The organism is Ructibacterium sp. SJQ-7 (genome assembly GCF_054696575.1).
Map to the genome: position 1 here is coordinate 759,857 of NZ_CP195193.1, position 19,861 is coordinate 779,717.

The following is a 19,861-nucleotide window of genomic DNA, read 5'->3' on the forward strand; positions in this document are numbered from 1 at the left end:
TATTAAAATATGAGGTGAAAATATGCTTGGAATTTCATTAACAGTGCTTTTCTCGGCACTTGCCGCTTTTGCTGTATGGTCATATTACATCAATCCGGCACTAAAAAGCAATGTGAAAAAGGATAACAACGCAATGTATATTATTGCCGCCGCGGCAGTGGCATTTATACTTCGTTTAATCCTCGGAGCGGTCTACAGAGGACACAACACTGATATGAGTTGTTTCATAGGCTGGTCAAACGCCGTTTTTGAAAACGGTTTCGGTAAGTTTTACACACTCGATATGTTTCACGACTATCCGCCGGGATATATGTATGTCCTCTATATAGTCGGTGCGATTGAAAAACTGTTCGGTTTCTCCGACGGTGCGCAATACGCACTTGTAAAACTTCCGGCTATTGTATGCGATATTCTCGCCGGTGTACTTATATATAAAGTTGCAAAGAAAAAGTTTTCAGATGGACTTTCAACCGTGTTCGCGTCGCTATACCTTTTCAATCCCGCAACTGTAGTAAACTGTTCTCTTTGGGGACAAGTTGATTCGGTATATACATTGTTTATACTTCTTATGATATACTTCATAAGCGAAAAGAAAATGATTTATTCATATTTTATGTTCGCAATATGTATATTCATAAAACCGCAGGCATTTATATTTACGCCTATACTTATATTCGGTATAATCGAAAATGTATTTATAAAAGATTTCAGCAAAGAAAAGCTGTTAAAGAATTTAGGATTTGGTGTCAGTGCAATAATCCTTATGGTGTTGCTTGCACTTCCGTTCGGAATATCAAATGTAATCGACCAATACACCACGACTATGGCGTCATATCCTTACCTAACGGTCAATGCGTTTAACTTGTGGGGTGCATTGGGTAAAAACTGGGAAGGTCTTTCATCGTTCACAACTGTTATCGGTTATGTATTCCTTATTGCCATTGTCGCATATTCGGTATATGTATTCTTCAAGAGCAAAAACAATGCGAAGTATTACTTTGTCGGTGCATTGCTTGCGTTTATGACATATATGCTTTCAACAAAAATGCACGACCGTTACGCATTCCCTGCAATGGGGCTTTTGCTTTTGGCATTTGTTTCAGTGACTGATTTCAAAAACTTTATTATGTATGCACTTGTTACACTTTCGCAGTTCTTTAACACTGCATGGGTACTGTTTGTATACGAAAAAAGTCCGAACGACTACTTCCGTTCCGCACCTGTTTTGATTGCGTCTTTAATAAATGTCGCACTTATGATATTTGTAGTTTACTTGACGCAAAAACTTTATGCAGGCAACGAACTTAAAGATACGGTAAAAGAAGAAGTTAAGAGTACGAAAAATTCAAAACAAGCATATCAAAAGAATACAAAAAGTTCAAAAACATTCTCAAATACTCCTGTTAAGAAACAGGCTAAATTCACCGTAAGCGAAATATTTCCTAAAATAACCCGTGTAGACGTTATTGCAATGGCGGCTATAGTCGTTGTATATTCATGTATCGCACTTTACGACCTCGGCGATATGCACGCGGCAGAAACGGAATATATGATTTCAGACGCACCTGTAACGCTTGATTTGGGTAAGGACTGCAACATCAGCCAATATAAATTCTTCCTTGGTTCATATGAACTTGAGGACAACCGCAATTTAACAATCACTTTTGCGGACTCATCAAACAATACAACCGCTACGGAAACACTTACAGAGGGTTCTGTATTCCATTGGGAAGAAAAAACAAAGAGCGTTACAGCAAGATATGTTACACTTTCAACAAACGGCACAGAGCTTTCAATGAAAGAATTTGCCTTGCTTGATTCTTCGGGCAACCTTATAGAGCCCGTTTCGGCAACACCGTCAGAGGGACAGGCTTTGTTTGACGAACAGCAGGAAGTTCCGGAGCGTTCATCATTCAGAAACGGCACATACTTTGACGAAATTTATCACGGACGTACAGGCTATGAATTTGTACATCATCTAAACGTATACGAATGGACTCACCCACCGCTTGGTAAAGTATTTATTTCAATCGGTATAAGAATATTCGGAATGTGTCCGTTCGGCTGGAGAATTGTCGGTACTGTATTCGGTATATTTATGTTACCGCTTATATACCTTTTTGCAAAGAAATTGCTAAAGAAATCTTGGCTTGCAATAGTTACTTGCCTTTTGCTCACATTCGACTTTATGCACTTCGCACAGACAAGAATTGCAACAATAGACGTATATATCACATTCTTTGTAATGCTGATGTACTACTTTATGTATAAGTATTACAGCACAAGTTTCTATGATTCGTCATTCAAAAAAGGACTTATCACACTTGCATTGTGCGGAATCAGTATGGGACTCGGCATAGCAAGTAAATGGACAGGTATATATGCAGGCGCGGGACTTGCGGTACTGTTCTTCATAACACTTTACAAGCGTTACAGTGAGTACCGTGTCGCAGTTAAAACACCAAACGGCGAAACAAACGGAATAAGTCACAAATTTATAATTGACAACTTTAAGCCGTATATGATAAAAACAATTTTATGGTGCTGTATATTCTTCGTAATAGTACCGCTTATTATATACTGTCTTGCATATATTCCGTACTTGCAAGCACCGAATTCGCAAGGTTTCAAGACTATTATTGATAACCAAAGTTCAATGCTTACTTACCATTCAAAGACCGTTCTCGGCTCAGAGCATCCGTTCTCGTCACGTTGGTATGAATGGATTATTATGAAACGTCCTATATGGTACTATTCGGGAACAATTACATCGGAGGTTAAAGAGGGTATCAGCTCGTTCGGTAATCCGCTTGTATGGTGGATTGGTATTCCGGCATTCTTCTATATGGTATATTTGATTTTCAAGAACAGAGATAAAAACGCATTATTCCTTGTAATCGCTTACCTTGCACAGCTTGTATCGTGGATACCTGTTACAAGACTTACGTTTATATACCACTACTTCCCTTGCGTACCGTTTATCGTGCTTATGCTCGGTTATTCAATCCTCAACATCTATAACGAGGCGAAGAATAAAAAGGCGGTTATGTACGGTGCATTTGTATATGCAGGACTTGCAATCGTATTGTTTGCAATGTTCTACCCTATTCTTTCGGGTCATCCGTGCAGTGTAGACTACGTTGACCACTTCTTGAAATGGTTTGACTCATGGGTATTGATATAAGATAAGGAGAAAAATTTATGCGTATTATAAATTCAAATGACATTGCAGAAGTTGTTAAGGGTATGTGTATCAAAGCAAATTGTCATATAAACAAAGACATCAAATCTGCACTTAGCAACAGTGTCAAAACCGAAAAATCGGATATTTCAAAAGGTGTTATAGAAAACCTTTTGAAGAATGCCGAAATTGCCGACAGCAAAGAAGTTCCTATTTGTCAGGATACCGGTATGGCGGTGTTCTTTATCGAAATCGGCAATGAAGTTTTTGTTGAGGGTGACACAATAACAGACGCCGTAAACAAGGGTGTTTCAATGGGATATACAGACGGATATTTAAGAAAGTCGGTTGTCCGCGATCCGCTTGACAGAGTGAATACAAAGGATAATACTCCGGCTGTTATTTACTATGACTTCGTTAAAGGCGATAAAATTAAAATCACATTTGCACCGAAGGGCTTCGGCAGTGAAAATAAAAGCAGACTTAAAATGCTTAATCCGTCAGACGGCATAAACGGAGTTATTGACTTCGTTATCGAAACAGTCAAAAAAGCCGGTGCAAACCCTTGTCCGCCTATGATAATCGGCGTAGGTATCGGCGGTACTATGGATAAAGCGGCACAAATTGCTAAAAAGGCTCTTACAAGAGATATTGACGTTCCAAATGCCAATCCTTTTTATGCAGAGCTTGAAAAAACGCTTTTAGAAAGAATAAATAAACTGGGAATAGGTCCTCAGGGTATGGGTGGTACAACAACCGCCCTTGCCGTAAATGTGGAAACATTCCCTACCCACATTGCAGGCTTGCCGGTTGCAGTAAACGTAAACTGTCACGCAACAAGACATACTGTGGAAATTATATAAAATTTGAGCCTGTCCGACAGGTTGATATAAAATTGAATAATCTTGTCCGGATTATAATGAGACTATAGGGTTTTCTGTTTTTGAGTCAAACAGTATTAACCCTATAGTTTTTTTTCGGAATAAATATAAGGAGAATTATTTATGGATCAAACGTTTATGAAAGAAAAAAAGATATTGCCGCTTGTGCTTTCAATGGCTTTACCTATGATAATATCTATGGCGGTAAATTCACTGTACAATATCATCGACAGTTTTTTTGTCGCAAAAGTGAGCGAAAACGCAATGACCGCACTTTCGCTTGTCTACCCAATTCAAAATCTTGTCAATTCTATCGCAGTCGGATTTGGTGTAGGCATAAATGCGGTAGTTGCATTCCATCTCGGTGCGGGCGAAATGCAGAACGCAGACAGAGCAACAACTTACGGATTGTTTCTAAGCTTTATACACGGACTTATACTTACCTTCTTTTCAATATTCGGTATGCCGTACTTCGTAAAAATGTTCACAACCGATACAGATGTTATCAATCTTGCCGTAATGTACTCAACTATCGTGTTTTCATTTTCAACAATAGTAAATGTCGGCATAGCATTTGAAAAGATTTTCCAAGCAGTCGGCAGAATGAACGTATCAATGATAAGTATGATATGCGGTTGTGTCACAAACATTATTCTTGACCCGTTAATGATATTCGGCTTAGGACCTTTTCCCGCTATGGGTATTCAAGGTGCGGCACTTGCCACAGGTATAGGACAGACTATAACGCTTATCATTTACTTCATATTCTACTTTGCAAGTCCTATTCAGGCAAAATTCAGAATAAGTCTGCTCAAATCCGGCAAACGACTTCTGAAAAGGTTATACTCAATCGGTGTACCGGCTATGCTTAATATGGCACTTCCGTCATTGCTTATAACGGCACTTAACGGAATACTTTCCGAATTTTCAGGCTCATATGTTCTTGTACTCGGTGTATACTACAAACTTCAAACATTTATATACCTAACCGCCAACGGTCTTATTCAAGGTATCAGACCTATCATAGGCTATAACTACGGTGCAGGTGAACACAAACGTGTTAAGCAAATATATAACACCGCACTTTTGCTGTCGGCAATAATTATGGCTTTGGGTACTGCACTTTCGTGGATTATGCCGTCTACACTGTTCGGAATGTTTACTGCAAACCCTGCCACGCTTAAATTAGGCGTTACGGCACTTAACATTATCAGTATAGGATTTATCGTATCAGCTGTATCCGTAACGTCCTCCGGTGCTTTGGAGGGGCTTGGAAAAGGTATGCCGTCATTGTGGATTTCGCTTTTTAGATATATAATAATCATAATTCCAGCTGCTTTCGTTTTCAGTAGATTTTTCGGTGCAGTAGGCGTATGGATAAGCTTTCCGTTCGCCGAATTTGTCACAGCCGTTTTTGCGTATTTTATTTATCATAAAGCAAGCAAGAGAATATAAAGACCAGAGCCTGTCGCCAAAATGTCGACAGCTCCAAAAATCACATCATACGATGTAATTTTTGAGTATTGTCAGAGAAAAAATCATAAAGTTCCTCCAAAGTCGAAACTTTAGATTTTAAGCCATTTCTGCCGCACATGTCGCCAGAAATGATTTTTAATGAGGTCGTATCGGAAAGACATCCGACGCTCGTAGAGCGGTTTTGCCACAGGCAAAACTACTGAAAAAGCACCTCAAACTCCCCAAAATAAAGTAGACAAAACCATAAAGGTTTTGTCTACTTTTTTGAAAAGTGCGGTCATTTTATTTGACCGCACTTTTTTATTATCTGATTTTCTTACATTCAAGATAAAATCTCTTATCTGCCGCCTCACCCATTGAGAAAGTTTTTCTCGGAAGTGAGCCGTCCTTTATAACTGTTGTGAACAAGTCGTTCTTCTCCATTGAATCAACCATAAAACCGATTGTATTATCTGCCTTTGCAAGATTTCTTACAACGTCGTTTCCGTGGATATAATCAATTTTACCGCCGTTTTCGGCAAGGTACTTATCAAGAAATTTTTGAAGTGTTCCGACAGGAAGATTTGAGTCTGTATTCTTAATATAGATACTGCCCTCATTACCGCCGTATGTATAATCAATACGCTGACCGCCGTTATCTTCATATTCCGCACCGTAAAACGCAACAAGTTCATCAAGCAATTTCTTCGGCTCTGTTTCAAATATTACACGTTGAATAGGTTCAAATTCAAGTGTTTCGTCGTGGATATTCATAAGCTCAACCAACGCAAAACGTGCAGGGTGAGTTTTAATTTCTTCCTCTGAAAGTTCCTTTTTAATTTCTTCCCAACAAGTCTTTGCGGTTGCAAGAGAATGATTTCCGTCACCTGCCGCGAACATCAACACGCCCTTATCCTTAACACCGTATTTCGCCTCAAAATCAGCCTTATCGCCGAGTTTTTCTATTGCATCAAGTATATTCTTCTTTGCACTTTCATTTACATTATAACCCACGATATGTCCCGAATTTTTCATAAGGTCAAAATCATAAATCTTTTCAAAATCATTTATCTGATTTTCAAGCGGTTCAACAACCGCTTTTTCTCTGTCATCAATAAGTATCAGGATATGCGGTGCCTCAAGCGGTGCATTTTTTCTTATACGCTGTCTTGGCGGAATACGTTCGATAATTGTACCCTCAGTTGCACGAACTTTTGACTGTGAGCCTTTTGAAAAATCGTATTCTTCAAGATCAAGCATTCCGACAATACCGTGACGTGTTTTTCCGTTCGGCTGAGTACGTTTTACATATATAAACGTGTCCTTTAATTCTCTGAAAATACCCTTATTTATATACTCCTCCATTGTGCTGTTTATCTTCTTGATACGTTCGTCTCCGTCACCGTCCTCAAGATAAACCTCAGGGAAAATAATATTCAATGTTGACGGACTGTCGCCGACAATATTTTTTACATCTTCCCAATATTCTCTTTCAGACGTGTATTGGTCACACGCCACAACGCTCCACTTTGTGAAATCAACATTTTGCGGAATAAGTATGTCCGCCGGTTTAAAAATTGCCATAGTTCTGCCCTCCGTTATTCTTTCGTTATGTCTGCGAATACGCAGTCTGTTGCTTTTTGCACATCATTCGGCGAAAGGATAAGCGTTGTACCGCATCTTCCGCCGCTGATTGCGATTGTTTCAAAGTTTTGTGCCGTTTCGTTTATATATGTCGGATATTTCTTCTTCATTCCGACAGGCGATACTCCGCCTCTGATATACCCCGTAAGTCCCAAAAGTTCTTTGACGTGTATCATCTCAACCTTTTTGTTACCCGAAACCTTTGCAAGTTTTTTTAAATCCACTTCGTGATTTACCGCTATACAGCTAACCATTATACCCGTTTTGTCACCTCTTGCGACAAGAGTTTTAAATGATTTTTCAGGCGGAATACCTGTCATTTCGGCGATAGCCTCACCGAAATGCTCGCCGACTTCATCAGCTTCATATTCAACCGTTTCATATTTTATCTTTGACGCATTAAGCAAACGCATTGCATTTGTTACATTCTTTTTGTCCTTTGCCATTTATATCACCTTATTTTAATTCTACTATCGTTACACCGTCTTCGCCCTCGCCGTATCTGCCGTTTCTGAACGATTTGACGTATCTGTGTTTTTTCATATATCCCTGCAAGCCTTTACGCAAAATGCCAGTACCTTTACCGTGAATAATGCTTACAGGCGAAATTCCCGCAAGGTAGCAATCGTCAAGGAATTTTTCAACATTCATCCACGCTTCTTCAAGATTTTGTCCTCTGACGTCAACTTCCGTTGAAACGTTCTTTGACTTTGATTCAAAAGCCCTCGTACTTCTGACGTACTTTTCAGCCAATTCCTTTGACTTCTTTTCTTCAACCTTACGCAAGTTCGTTATATGCACGTCCATTTTTATAATACCCGCCTGAACACGAACATTGCCGTTTTTATCAGGCTCTTTTAAAACTGTCGCCTCTTGATTCATATCAACGATTTTAACAGTTGCACCCGGTTTAAGATTTTTAGGCGGTTCGACATATCTTTTCTTCGGCTTTGCCGCACGCGCCATTGCCTTATCAATCGTATCTTCTTTCTTTTTCAGCTTGTCACGCATTGCGGAAGTCTTTTTGTCAAGATTGCCGCCGTTTGAAATACCTTGCTGACGCATTTTTTCAAGGTCGCGAATAATGCTATTCGCCTCATCCTTTGCGTCCATTACAAGTATTTTCGCCTCACGTCTTGCCTCATCAAGTATTCTTGATTTATTTTCTTTAAGCTTTATTCTGTCATTTTCAATCTGCTTTCTGAGATCGGTAAGTTCACGCTTCATTCTTGCCGCCTCGTCAGCCTCTTTTCTCGCCTTTGCACGGTTTTGTTCAAGGTCTGTTATAACGTCCTCAAATTTTATATCCTCATCAGACAATATATCGTTTGCTCTGTCAATTATTCTTTCGTCAAGTCCGAGTCTGCGTGAAATTGCAAACGCATTTGACTTACCCGGTACTCCGATAAGAAGTTTGTAAGTCGGCTGAAGTGTCGCAACGTCAAATTCGCATGACGCATTTTCCACACCGTCAGTCGAAAGCGCGAACAATTTCAATTCACTGTAATGAGTTGTCGCAACGGTTGTAGCCTTTCTTGCACGAAGAAATTCCAATATTGATATAGCAAGTGCCGCACCTTCTGTCGGGTCAGTTCCAGCACCCAATTCGTCAAACAGTGCAAGTGAATTAAAATCAATATTTTCAAGTATGCTCACCGTATTGACCATATGTGACGAGAATGTCGAAAGGCTCTGTTCTATTGACTGTTCGTCACCGATGTCCGCAAAAATATGATGGAATACAGCCGCTTCACTGTTATCCTGTGCCGGAATATGAAGTCCTGCCGCCGCCATAATCGAAAACAATCCGATAGTTTTAAGCGTTACTGTTTTACCGCCCGTATTCGGACCTGTTATGACAAGCGTATCATATTCGCCGCCAAGCATTATGTCATTTGCCACGACCTTCTCTTTGTCGATAAGCGGATGACGTGCTTTTTTATATCGGATAATACCTTTGTCGTTCAGCACAGGCTCATTTGCGTTCATATCAAGCGACAGTCTGCCCTTGCAGAACATAAAATCAAGCTCAGTCACGTATTTATAATCCACAAAAATTGTATGACTGTTTTCCGCAACAAGTGCCGAAAGTTCCGCAAGTATTCGCTCAATTTCCTGTTGCTCTTTCGTATGCAAATCACGGATTTCGTTGTTGTTGTTTACAACGCTCATAGGCTCGATAAACAGAGTTGCACCGCTCGCGGACGTATCGTGTACAATACCGTTTACTTCACCTCTGTATTCACTCTTTACGGGTATAACGTATCTGTCCGAACGCATTGTTACAATAGGGTCTTGCAAAAACTTTTTGTAATGCGTTGAGTGAATCATAGAATTAAGATTTTCCTTAATCTTGCCGTTTAGATTTCTTATTTTTCTTCTGATTGTGTTAAGTTCAGGTGACGCATCGTCGGCAATTTCATTTTCAGAAACGATACACGAATTAATTTTGTCCTCAAGTTGTTTTGCCGTTATGATAGCCTCCTCTATACCGTGAAGAATTGTACATTCTTCGGCTGATTCGTCTATATACGACTTCATACGTCTTGCTACATACAAAAGTCTTGATATGTTTATAAGTTCCTTTGTATGAAGTACACCGTCACGCTCTGTTCTTTTTACAGCTCCAAGCACATTTTCAACAGACAGATCTACCGGCGGTGAGCCGAGCTTTAATAAGGTTGACATTGCTTCTGTCGTTTCTTTCTGTGCCGCCCTTGCGTCCTCTAATTCCGTATACGGAACTATTTCTTCAATGCGTTTTTTTACGTCCTTGCTCTCCGTATAAGATGAAAGTCGTTCAAGTATCTTGTCAAATTCAAGCACCTTGAACGCTTTATTCTGTTTATCCATTTTACCTCTCCTGTTTTATATAGAATATACTTTTAGATTAGAATACTCACCAATCATAGGCGCCATTTGTCTGAAACCTATTTTTCCGCCGCCTAAAACAGGACCGTATTCCTTTCCGTCGTCTTGCCACGAAAATACAGGCAAATCGTTAATTATAAAATCAATCTTACCGTCTTTTTTAACAAGTTTTATATGATAGCTTTCAAATGCGTCCTCACAATTCGGAATAGGGTCTGCACCTTGTACAACAAGATGAAAGCCCTTGCTTTTTCTTAAATTGCAGGTATGAAAACCTCTTTCCTCGTCCCACTTTCTGCGGAAATATGAAACGTGGTACGCATTTATATCACCCGAATGGTACAAATTATACTGTCCGTCCCTTTCCTGCAATGACGGATCAAACAAATCTTCACCGTTCACACCCTTTGCCGAAAAGAACAAAATTGCCAATCCAGGCTCTTCAATCGGTCTGAAATCCCACTCTATCTGCACATCTGACGGGAAGTCCTCGTTGCACCAATACACAAAGTTTGACTTTTGTCCCAAATCGGCAGACAACGCATTTTTCATACGCATTTTACCGTTTTCAAAATATATCTCGGCACTGCCCTCAAGAACGAAATCTTTTACGTCATTCTCGCAGGACAATTTGTTTTCATAAACTAACTTCATTGTTTTTAATCCTCCACAAAAAACTCATCTTAACCTATATTATATCAGCAATATTTACTAAATACAACACGAAATCAAAAAAAAGGATTGAAAAATCTGTGAGAATAGTATAGAATGGTATATATATTTTTATGTAAAGCAATATAACATTGCGAGTGGACAATAAGGAGGTACATTATAATATGTGCGGTATAGTAGGATATATAGGTAAAAATCAAGCAGCTCCTATTTTGCTTGAAGGGCTTTCAAAACTTGAATACAGAGGATATGACAGTGCAGGTATTGCTGTTTACAATAATAATGAATTGGAAGTTGCTAAGTCAAAGGGAAAATTAGCGGTTCTTTCAGAAAAAATTGACGGCGGTAAAAAACTTGGCGGTAATATGGGTATCGGTCATACACGTTGGGCTACTCACGGCGAGCCGTCAGACGTAAATGCTCACCCTCATCTTTCACAATCAGGCCGTTTTGCCGTTGTTCATAACGGTATTATCGAAAACTACATTTCATTAAAGAAAAAACTTGAAAGCAAGGGTTTTAAATTTATTTCTGAAACAGATACAGAAGTTATCGCTCACCTTTTTGAATATTACTACAAAGGTGACATAATGGATACAATGATTAAGGTTATCAACAGAGTTGAGGGTTCATATGCTCTTGGTGTACTTTGCGTTGACTACCCTGACCAATTTATCGCAGTAAGAAAAGCAAGTCCTATGATTGTCGGTCTTGGTGACAAAGAAAACTTTATCGCATCGGACGTTACTGCAATTTTAAAGCACACAAGAGATATTTACTACCTTGAAGATAACGAAATCGTTGTACTTAAAAAGGACAGCGTAAAGGTTTACAATACAGATAAAGAAGAAGTTAAAAAAGAAAAGTTCACGGTTGATTGGGACGTAAGTGCGGCTGAAAAAGGCGGCTATGAACACTTTATGATGAAAGAAATCGAAGAACAGCCAAAGGCTATCAGAGATACCATCAGTCCGAGAATTAAGGACGGCAAAATCGTTCTTGACGATATTTCTCTTACAGAAGAAGATATTAAAAATATCAATAAAATTTATATCGTTGCATGCGGCAGTGCATACCATGTAGGCGTTGTCGGCAAGTATGTAATCGAAAAGATGTGCCGTATTCCTGTTGAAGTACAGGTTGCGTCAGAGTTCCGTTACTGCGACCCTATCGTTGGCAAAGACGACCTTGTAATCGTAATCAGCCAGTCAGGCGAAACAGCCGATACAAAAGCCGCTCTTGAAGAGGCGAAAGCTCGCGGCGCAAGAGTGCTTTCAATCGTAAACGTTGTCGGCAGTGCCATTGCAAAAGCGTCTGATGATGTTATTTATACATGGGCAGGTCCTGAAATCGCCGTTGCAACAACTAAGGCCTACAGTACACAACTTACTGTTATATACCTTATCGCCGCATATATGGCTGATAAATTAGGTAAAATTTCTAAAGAAGAATATGCCGACTTTATTAAAGAAATTGAGGCACTTCCGGATAAGGTTGCTGAAATTCTTAAATCTAAAGAAGATGTTCAGTATCTTGCCTCAAAGTTCTATAATTGCCATTCAATATTCTTTATCGGCAGAAACCTTGACTATGCAGTATCTCTTGAAGGCTCACTAAAGCTAAAGGAAATATCATATATTCACAGTGAAGCATACGCCGCAGGTGAATTAAAGCACGGTACAATCTCACTTATTGAGGACGGTACACTTGTTGTAGCGCTTGCAACAGGCAAGAATTTGTTTGATAAAACAGTTTCAAATGTTAAGGAAGTTAAAGCAAGAGGTGCGGTTGTTATGGGCGTAACAACCGAAGAACATGAACATATGGACGACGTTGCTGACTATACTATAAAAATCCCTGCAACGCACGAAATGTTACTTCCGTCACTTACAGTTATTCCGTTGCAGTTATTCGGTTACTATGTTGCATCATTAAAGGGCTGTGACATTGATAAGCCGAGAAACCTTGCAAAGTCGGTTACTGTTGAATAATCCTGACAGAAATATTTTTTGTGGTATAATAATAATTGATAGAGTGCCTGACAGGCTTTGAATGTCAGACACTCTGTTTTTTTATTTATATTTGATTTGATGAGACGGTTTTATGCCGAACAGAAATAATCTTTTTTATGACGCTGTTAATACAGTCGCTCACAGTCACATTAATTGTGCCTACAATAACGCTTATCGCAACATTTATCCACAGTTTTGCGGGACGTAGAGGCACCGTCCACCACTTTCTCTATTCTTCCCACCATTACAAATATGCTATGACACTGCACCTATTTTCTTCGTAGGGTCGATCTTTGGTCGCCCTTTAATATGTATCCCTCACCACTCATCATTTTGCATAAATAAAAAAAAGTTATTCTGTTCTAAATTTTGCAAGTTGCATATTGACAAAACTTTATTTAGTGGTATAATTAAAGCATAGAAAACAGTTAGTTAAGACAACTAACCCCATAGATTGAGCGAAGATAAGACAAGGGTGTTTTATATTTTTAAATATAAAATGCCCTTTTTTCGTAAGATACTTATTGTTAGCTCAGCAAAACATTTTGATTGTACTTTTATTATATATGTGCATCAATAATTTCAGGAGGTATTATTATGGAAAACGGAAATGTAGCAGAAATTTTCGGTGAGAAGGTTTTTAATCTTCCTACTATGAAGGCAAGATTGCCTAAGGATATTTACAAATCATTGCTAAAAACTATCAATGACGGTTCAAAACTTGATATATCCGTTGCGGAAGTTGTTGCAAATGCAATGAAGGACTGGGCACTTGAAAACGGTTGTACTCACTACACTCACTGGTTCCAGCCAATGACAGGTCTTACAGCCGAAAAGCATGACTCTTTCATTCAGCCTACAGATGACAGAACTGTCATTATGGAATTCTCAGGCAAAGAGCTTGTTATGGGTGAGCCGGATGCGTCTTCTTTCCCATCAGGCGGACTTAGAGCAACATTTGAGGCAAGAGGTTATACAGCTTGGGACCCGACATCATTTGCATTCATTAAGGATCACTCATTGTACATTCCTACATCATTCGTTTCATATACAGGTGAAGTTCTTGATAAGAAAACTCCTCTACTTCGCAGTGAGGTTGCAATCGACAAGGCTGCAAGAAGAGTTTTGGCTCTATTCGGTAAATTCCCTAAGAGAGTTGTTTCATATGTCGGTCCTGAACAGGAATATTTCCTTGTTGACAAAAAGCTTAGAAATAAGCGTAAGGACTTACTTTTAACAGGCAGAACTCTATTTGGTGCAAAGCCTGCAAAGGGTCAGGAAATGGACGATCACTATTTCGGTCAAATTAAAGAAAGAGTTGCAGCTTTCATGCAGGAAGTTGACGAAGAACTTTGGAAACTTGGCGTACTTGCTAAGACAAAGCATAATGAAGTTGCTCCTGCTCAGCACGAAATCGCACCTATTTTCTCAACAACAAACATTTCTTCAGATCACAACCAACTTACTATGGAAGTTCTGAAGAAAGTTGCCGACCATCACGGTCTATACTGCCTACTACATGAAAAGCCATATGAAGGTATCAACGGTTCAGGTAAACACAATAACTGGTCGATCGGTACATCAGACGGCGAACTTCTTCTAAAGCCGGGTAAAAAACCTGAAGAAAACGTTCAGTTCCTATTGTTCCTTGCAGCAGTTATCAAGGCTGTTGACGATTATGCAGATTTACTTAGAGTATCTGTTGCAACAGCAGGTAATGACCACAGACTTGGTGCAAACGAGGCACCTCCTGCTATTATTTCAATGTATCTTGGCGACCAGCTTGCAGCAGTTGTTGACCAGCTAAAGAGCGGTAAGGGTGTTAAGTATGAGGCAGGTAAGCTAATCGAAACAGGTGTTGAATCACTTCCTGATATTGAAAAAGACACAACAGACAGAAACAGAACTTCCCCATTTGCATTTACAGGTAACAGATTTGAATTCCGTGCTCCAGGTTCAAGACAGTCAATCGCAGGTATCAATATCGTTATCAATGCAATCGTTTCCGAAACACTTACAGAAATCGCAGATCAACTTGATGGTAGCAAGGACATTTCAAAAGATGCTCTTGAACTTGCAATCAAGATTTTCAAAGATCACGAAAGAATTATCTTCAACGGTAACGGTTACAGTGATGAATGGGTTGCAGAAGCTGAAAAGAGAGGTCTGTACAACTTAAAGACAACTCCTGACGCTATGCCTTACTTCGTAACTCAGAAGTCAATCGACTTGTTCACAAAGCAAGAAGTATTTACTGATGTAGAAGTTAAGACAAGAGGCGAAATCATGATGGAGGATTACAACAATACACTTCATTTTGAAATGCTTACAATGCTTGAAATGGCTAAACAGGAAATTCTTCCTGCTTGCCTAAAATATACAAAGTTCGTTACAGACGATATTGCTTCAAAGAAAGCACTTGGTCTTAACGCTCCTAAAGAGCTTGAAAAAGCTCAAAGACTTACAGAGCTTACAGAGGATCTTATGATTAAGATTGATACTCTTGACGCCGCTACAGACGTTCCTGACGTTGACGTATACGCAGTGGGTATGTATTATAAAGATACTGTTCTTCCTGCTATGGACTCACTTCGTGAAACAGCCGATACTCTTGAAACAATCGTTGCAAAAGAATACTGGCCGTTCCCAACATACACAGATTTACTTTATCTTGTATAATCTAAAGAAACTTCTTTCTTTGTTATAAATATAGTAGCAACAAAAAATCCGATGGAACAAACCATCGGATTTTTTCCGTTTCATGATTTTTTTATTTACAAACTCTGTTTTTTATGATATGATAATTATACCACACAAAACTAAATTATTTGGTATTATCGCACGCATTTTTAATTATGTTAAAAATGCAAGCTCTTTTTGCGTGCTTTTATACCGTAAAAAGTTTTGTGTGGTAACAATTCCGAGCTCTGCATTTTTTAAGCGTGGCTCAGAATTGTTGCCACGCTTTTTTTATTATTAAAATTTATATTATGGAGGTAAAAGATTATGAAAAAAAAAGTTTGTGGAATTATATTAATAATTTCAATTTTTATGACGTTTGTGCCGTATATATATGCGGCAACGGTAGTTGACAGCGGTACTTGCGGTGATAACGCAACATGGTCGCTCAACAGCAGTGGAACGCTGACAATCAGCGGTACAGGTGAAATTTATGACGGATATGGCGAAAATGCCGAGCAACCTTGGTATGATTTAAAAGACAATATAAAGTCGGTAGTCATAAACTATGGTATTACAAATATTCCATTCGCCGCTTTTCGTGATTTTCAAAACATAACAAGTATTTCACTTTCAAACAGTATCGAAAGAATAGAATTAGAGGCTTTTATTAATTGTACAAAGCTATCTGATGTATCAATTCCAGACAGCTGCAAATATTTAGCAAACGATGCTTTTGCCAGAACAAAATGGTATAACAACCAACCTAACGGAGTTGTTTATTGTGGAAACTTCTTATACACCTATAAAGGAACAATGCCGTCCAATACTTCTATTAATGTAAAAAACGGAACTATCGGTATTTGTGGCGGATTTTATAACGAATCAAATTTAGTAAGTGTTACTTTTCCAAATACGTTAGAATATATAGATAACAGAGCTTTTTCATATTGTACAGGACTTACATCTATAACACTTCCTAAAAATTTAAAAAGTATCGGAACTGAAGCTTTTTCTAATTGTCAGAATTTAAAAAGCATTACTTTCCCTGACAATGTTGAATTCATAGGTCGTTTAGCCTTTTCAGATACTGCTTGGTACAATAACCAACCTAACGGTTTAGTATACTTAAATAATTGGTTACTCACATTAAAAGGAGATACCATAAAACAAGCAAATACTATAACCGTCAAAAATAATACAATCGGAATTGCGGTCAATGCCTTTGGAGATGATAAAAACTATGGATATGAAAATGGCGATGGTGCTCACGCTTCCACTATAAATTTACCAAACAGCATAAAATACATAAATGATAATGCATTTGAAAAGTGTCGCTATCTTACTAAAATTAATATACCGGACGGTGTTGAAACTTTAAATTGCTTTTCTCACTGCGAAAGACTTGCTTCAGTTAACATTCCCGACAGTGTAAAGAAACTTGGTGGATTTTATGATACAGCTATTACAAATATTACTATTCCACCGAATGTAAGCGAAATTATGCAAAGTGCGTTTCTTTACTGTTCATTGAAAGAAGTATTTATCCCCGTAAGCGTTACAAAGATAGATAATAGAGCTTTCTATGGATGTACGACTTTGACCGATGTGCATTACAGTGGAACAAAAGAACAATGGGATAAAATCAATATTGACACTCGGTACAACTCAAACGCACCATTGCTCAATGCTACAATTCATTTTGCAAAAGAAATCACAAATAAACCTGTAATAACAAGTTCGCAAGTCACAAAATCAAATAATACATATACTTTCAACGTAAATGTATCCGATGTAACAGCAGATTGTGAGTTAATTGTAGTTCTTTACAAAAACGGAAAAGTTGCAAATGTCAAAACAACTACTTTAACATCAAATACAACAAACAAAACTTTAAACTTGACGGCTACCAATGCCGACAGTGCAAAAATATTTATATGGGACAGTCTTAAAAATATGATACCTTTATGCAATGCCGTAACAAAAAATCTTTAATAAACATAAAATGCAGTGATTATAAAAAATCACTGCATTTTAATTTATATCTCTCTGTACTTTGCCTGACCTATTTCATAAAGGTCATTACCCTCGCAGTCTATAAGTACCACTGCCGGGAAATTTTCGACTTCAAGTTTTCTGATTGCCTCAGTACCCAAATCGTCATATGCGACAACTTCGGCTTTTTTTATCGACTGTGCAATCAATGCACCCGCACCGCCGATTGCACCAAGATACACAACGGTATTACGTTTCATTGCGTCAACAACTTCTTTGCTTCTTGCGCCCTTGCCTATCATACAGCCAAGTCCGTTATCTAAAAGCATCGGCGTGTACGCGTCCATTCTGCCGGCTGTAGTCGGTCCGCAAGAGCCGATAACTTCGCCGGGTTTAGCAGGACATGGACCTGCATAATAAATCACGTTGTCGGTCAAATCTATCGGGAACGGTATTCCGTTTTTGAAATTTGTCGTCATTCTTTCGTGTGCCGCGTCACGCGCGGTATATATTGTGCCTGTTATAAGCACGCTGTCGCCTGCTTTCAGGTCTTTAATTTTATCCTTTGTAAATGGTGTTGTGAGTCGTTTTTCCATTTATTCTCCCTCCACTAAAAAATCTTCTACACTTTTTAAAATATAGTTCGCCCCAAGTTTTTCAAAATAACCTCTTGCTCTCTCTCCTTGTATTCCCGTAAGCACCGCACAAAAGTCTGCGTCCATCGCCTGTGCCGCCAGAATATCCGCACCTGCGTCACCGACAACCAGTGTAGTCTTTATTTTTGCTTTATCATAATCGCCGTCAACAATGCGTTTATTGCTGTAATCAGTGCCGTAAAGCGCCTTTAGGAACATATATGGGTGCGGCTTTGTAAGTGCATTGTTGTTAAGCTCTTTTTCAGCCTCGACAACATTATCATAATTGCAAAGTCCGTTTTGTGCAAAATACTGCTTTATCCCCCAATTTTCAATCGGCGGCAGCATTTCTATATACGGTCTGCCCGTACCTGTACACACGCGTTTATTTCGGCTTAAAAGACTCATTATTGCAATAAGCTTATTCTTATCGACAATCGGTTCTTCCTTATATAAAAGCCCCGTTTTGCCCGTATTAATCGGTATATATCCAAAAGTCTTTTCAAACAGTTCATCACCAAGAAACCACGTCTGAAATATATCTCGCATAGTCGTCCACATAGTTCCGTTGCGTTTCAGCCATTCATAGTCAAAACCTGTTTTTTCGGCACATTTAATTGCAAGATTATCGTATTCATCAATAATATTGTCTGACAATGACCTTGCATATTCAAGCACTTTGTCAAAATAATTCCAATCATTTTTCCCGTTGCATATCCATGCTATAAGCACCGTCACATAACCCAAATCCCAATTTGAATTAACGCCTTTGCCTTTTAAAACGCTTATCAGCTCATCGTCTGAAAAAACGCGGCTTCGGATTTTTGAAATATTTTGCATACACTCTGCGGCATTAATTTTTTGACCACTGTTGTAATTCAGATATTCCCAGACAGTGAGTGCCGCACAATTCCAATAATTCTGTTCACTTGTTATAACACCGTCCATATCAAATATAACGGTATCGTATTTATCAAGAAATTTTGCGAGTTTCATATTTTTAATACTTTGTTCCTTTCAGATTTTATCTGTTTTCAGAAATAGGGACACTAAATTTTAGTGTCCCTATTTAGTGTCCCTAATATTATTCTATTACCCAATCAATTTTTCCGGCTACACCGCTTGTTTTGCCCTTGCGGCTTTCAGATACTTCAAATACCTTATTCAAAGCACTTCCGAAACTACGGTATATTGCCTCCCAAATATGATGTCCGTTATGACCTTTTACAAGGTCAATATGAAGCGTACACATAGCCCCCTGTGCAAAACCTTCAAGGAATGTTTCCAAATCCTCCGTATCCATTCCCTCAACTTTTTCACTAAGCTCAATACCGTGATAATCAATATCGCAATATGCTCTTGATTCAAAGCTCAACGCACATTCCGCTTTTGCCTCATCTATAATACCGACTGCGTCACCGAAACCTCTCGCACCGTCTGTACGGTCGATATATTCCTTTGCCGCCTTACCAAGTGCAATACCTAAATCTTCACATATAACGTGTGTCAAAACAAATTCATCAAGCTTTAAGTCAACATCAATATTGACCTCACCGCGCCATGCAATATGCTCAATCATATGATTTAAAAACGGTATAGGTGTCTTTATGTACTTTCTGTAATCCTTTTTAAGCGGTGCAAAATCAAGCACAACGTTCATTTCGGATTCGGTTGTTTTTCGGGTAACTTTTATCTTTTCCATAGTGGTATCCTCTTATAATAATAAATTCAAAATTGTTTTCATAGGTATCAATTTTGATTTTGAATAATTTCAAAATTGTTCGTATATGGGACGACAGGTCAGCGACGACGTATGCTGATACTTCGAGCTGACGG

At 38.7% G+C, this 19,861-nt stretch carries 13 protein-coding genes; 6 read left to right on the forward strand and 7 right to left on the reverse strand.

Annotated elements, in window-relative coordinates:
* Positions 1–22 precede the first annotated feature (22 nt).
* The 3 genes from ACSAMO_RS03375 to ACSAMO_RS03385 all read left to right on the forward strand — a co-directional run bounded on the left by ACSAMO_RS03375 (position 23) and on the right by ACSAMO_RS03385 (position 5,517).
* The gene (locus tag ACSAMO_RS03375) at positions 23–3,184 is read left to right on the forward strand and encodes a glycosyltransferase family 39 protein (RefSeq protein ID WP_022229338.1); all 3,162 of its coding nucleotides are present in this window, start codon (positions 23–25) and stop codon (positions 3,182–3,184) included.
* 17 nt (positions 3,185–3,201) lie between these two features.
* The gene (locus ACSAMO_RS03380) at positions 3,202–4,044 is read left to right on the forward strand and encodes a fumarate hydratase (protein WP_022229337.1); all 843 of its coding nucleotides are present in this window, start codon (positions 3,202–3,204) and stop codon (positions 4,042–4,044) included.
* Positions 4,045–4,185: 141 nt separating this feature from the next.
* Positions 4,186–5,517 carry an MATE family efflux transporter gene (locus tag ACSAMO_RS03385; RefSeq protein WP_308456210.1) on the forward strand — a complete coding sequence of 444 codons (1,332 nt, stop codon included), beginning with the start codon at positions 4,186–4,188 and terminating at the stop codon, positions 5,515–5,517.
* 324 nt (positions 5,518–5,841) lie between these two features.
* On the opposite strand, the gene ACSAMO_RS03390 is transcribed toward ACSAMO_RS03385, so the two are convergent.
* Genes ACSAMO_RS03390 through ACSAMO_RS03405 form a run of 4 tightly spaced genes read right to left on the reverse strand, consistent with a single transcriptional unit; the run spans position 5,842 to position 10,686 of the window.
* Positions 5,842–7,101, reverse strand: coding sequence for a DUF1015 domain-containing protein (locus tag ACSAMO_RS03390; RefSeq protein ID WP_308456209.1), 1,260 nt, complete (start codon positions 7,099–7,101; stop codon positions 5,842–5,844).
* Between the two features lie 14 nt (positions 7,102–7,115).
* Positions 7,116–7,607, reverse strand: a complete 492-nt coding sequence (ybaK, locus tag ACSAMO_RS03395) for a Cys-tRNA(Pro) deacylase (protein ID WP_499209853.1) — start codon at positions 7,605–7,607, stop codon at positions 7,116–7,118.
* Between the two features lie 10 nt (positions 7,608–7,617).
* Positions 7,618–10,014: an endonuclease MutS2 gene (locus ACSAMO_RS03400; RefSeq protein WP_499209854.1), complete on the reverse strand. Its 2,397-nt coding sequence runs from the start codon at positions 10,012–10,014 to the stop codon at positions 7,618–7,620.
* A gap of 15 nt (positions 10,015–10,029) precedes the next feature.
* Positions 10,030–10,686: a YesU family protein gene (locus ACSAMO_RS03405; RefSeq protein WP_147513630.1), complete on the reverse strand. Its 657-nt coding sequence runs from the start codon at positions 10,684–10,686 to the stop codon at positions 10,030–10,032.
* 182 nt (positions 10,687–10,868) lie between these two features.
* Here ACSAMO_RS03405 and glmS point away from each other — a divergent pair, with 182 nt between their 5' ends.
* From glmS to ACSAMO_RS03420, 3 genes are all read left to right on the forward strand, one after another.
* Positions 10,869–12,695: a glutamine--fructose-6-phosphate transaminase (isomerizing) gene (glmS, locus tag ACSAMO_RS03410; protein WP_499209855.1), complete on the forward strand. Its 1,827-nt coding sequence runs from the start codon at positions 10,869–10,871 to the stop codon at positions 12,693–12,695.
* A gap of 618 nt (positions 12,696–13,313) precedes the next feature.
* Positions 13,314–15,395, forward strand: a complete 2,082-nt coding sequence (locus tag ACSAMO_RS03415) for a glutamine synthetase III family protein (protein WP_499209856.1) — start codon at positions 13,314–13,316, stop codon at positions 15,393–15,395.
* Between the two features lie 327 nt (positions 15,396–15,722).
* A complete protein-coding gene (locus ACSAMO_RS03420; RefSeq protein WP_499209857.1) occupies positions 15,723–17,390 on the forward strand; it encodes a leucine-rich repeat domain-containing protein in 1,668 nt (555 codons plus the stop codon).
* Positions 17,391–17,434: 44 nt separating this feature from the next.
* On the opposite strand, the gene ACSAMO_RS03425 is transcribed toward ACSAMO_RS03420, so the two are convergent.
* The 3 genes from ACSAMO_RS03425 to ACSAMO_RS03435 form a co-directional block, all read right to left on the reverse strand.
* Complete coding sequence (locus ACSAMO_RS03425) at positions 17,435–17,986, reverse strand: Fe-S-containing hydro-lyase (RefSeq protein WP_117964857.1); 552 nt, start codon at positions 17,984–17,986, stop codon at positions 17,435–17,437.
* Entirely contained in the window at positions 17,987–19,021 is a 1,035-nt protein-coding gene (locus ACSAMO_RS03430; RefSeq protein WP_499209858.1) for an HAD family hydrolase, read from the reverse strand.
* An 88-nt stretch (positions 19,022–19,109) separates the two neighbouring features.
* A complete protein-coding gene (locus ACSAMO_RS03435; RefSeq protein ID WP_022229878.1) occupies positions 19,110–19,727 on the reverse strand; it encodes an imidazoleglycerol-phosphate dehydratase in 618 nt (205 codons plus the stop codon).
* Between the last annotated feature and the right edge of the window lie 134 nt (positions 19,728–19,861).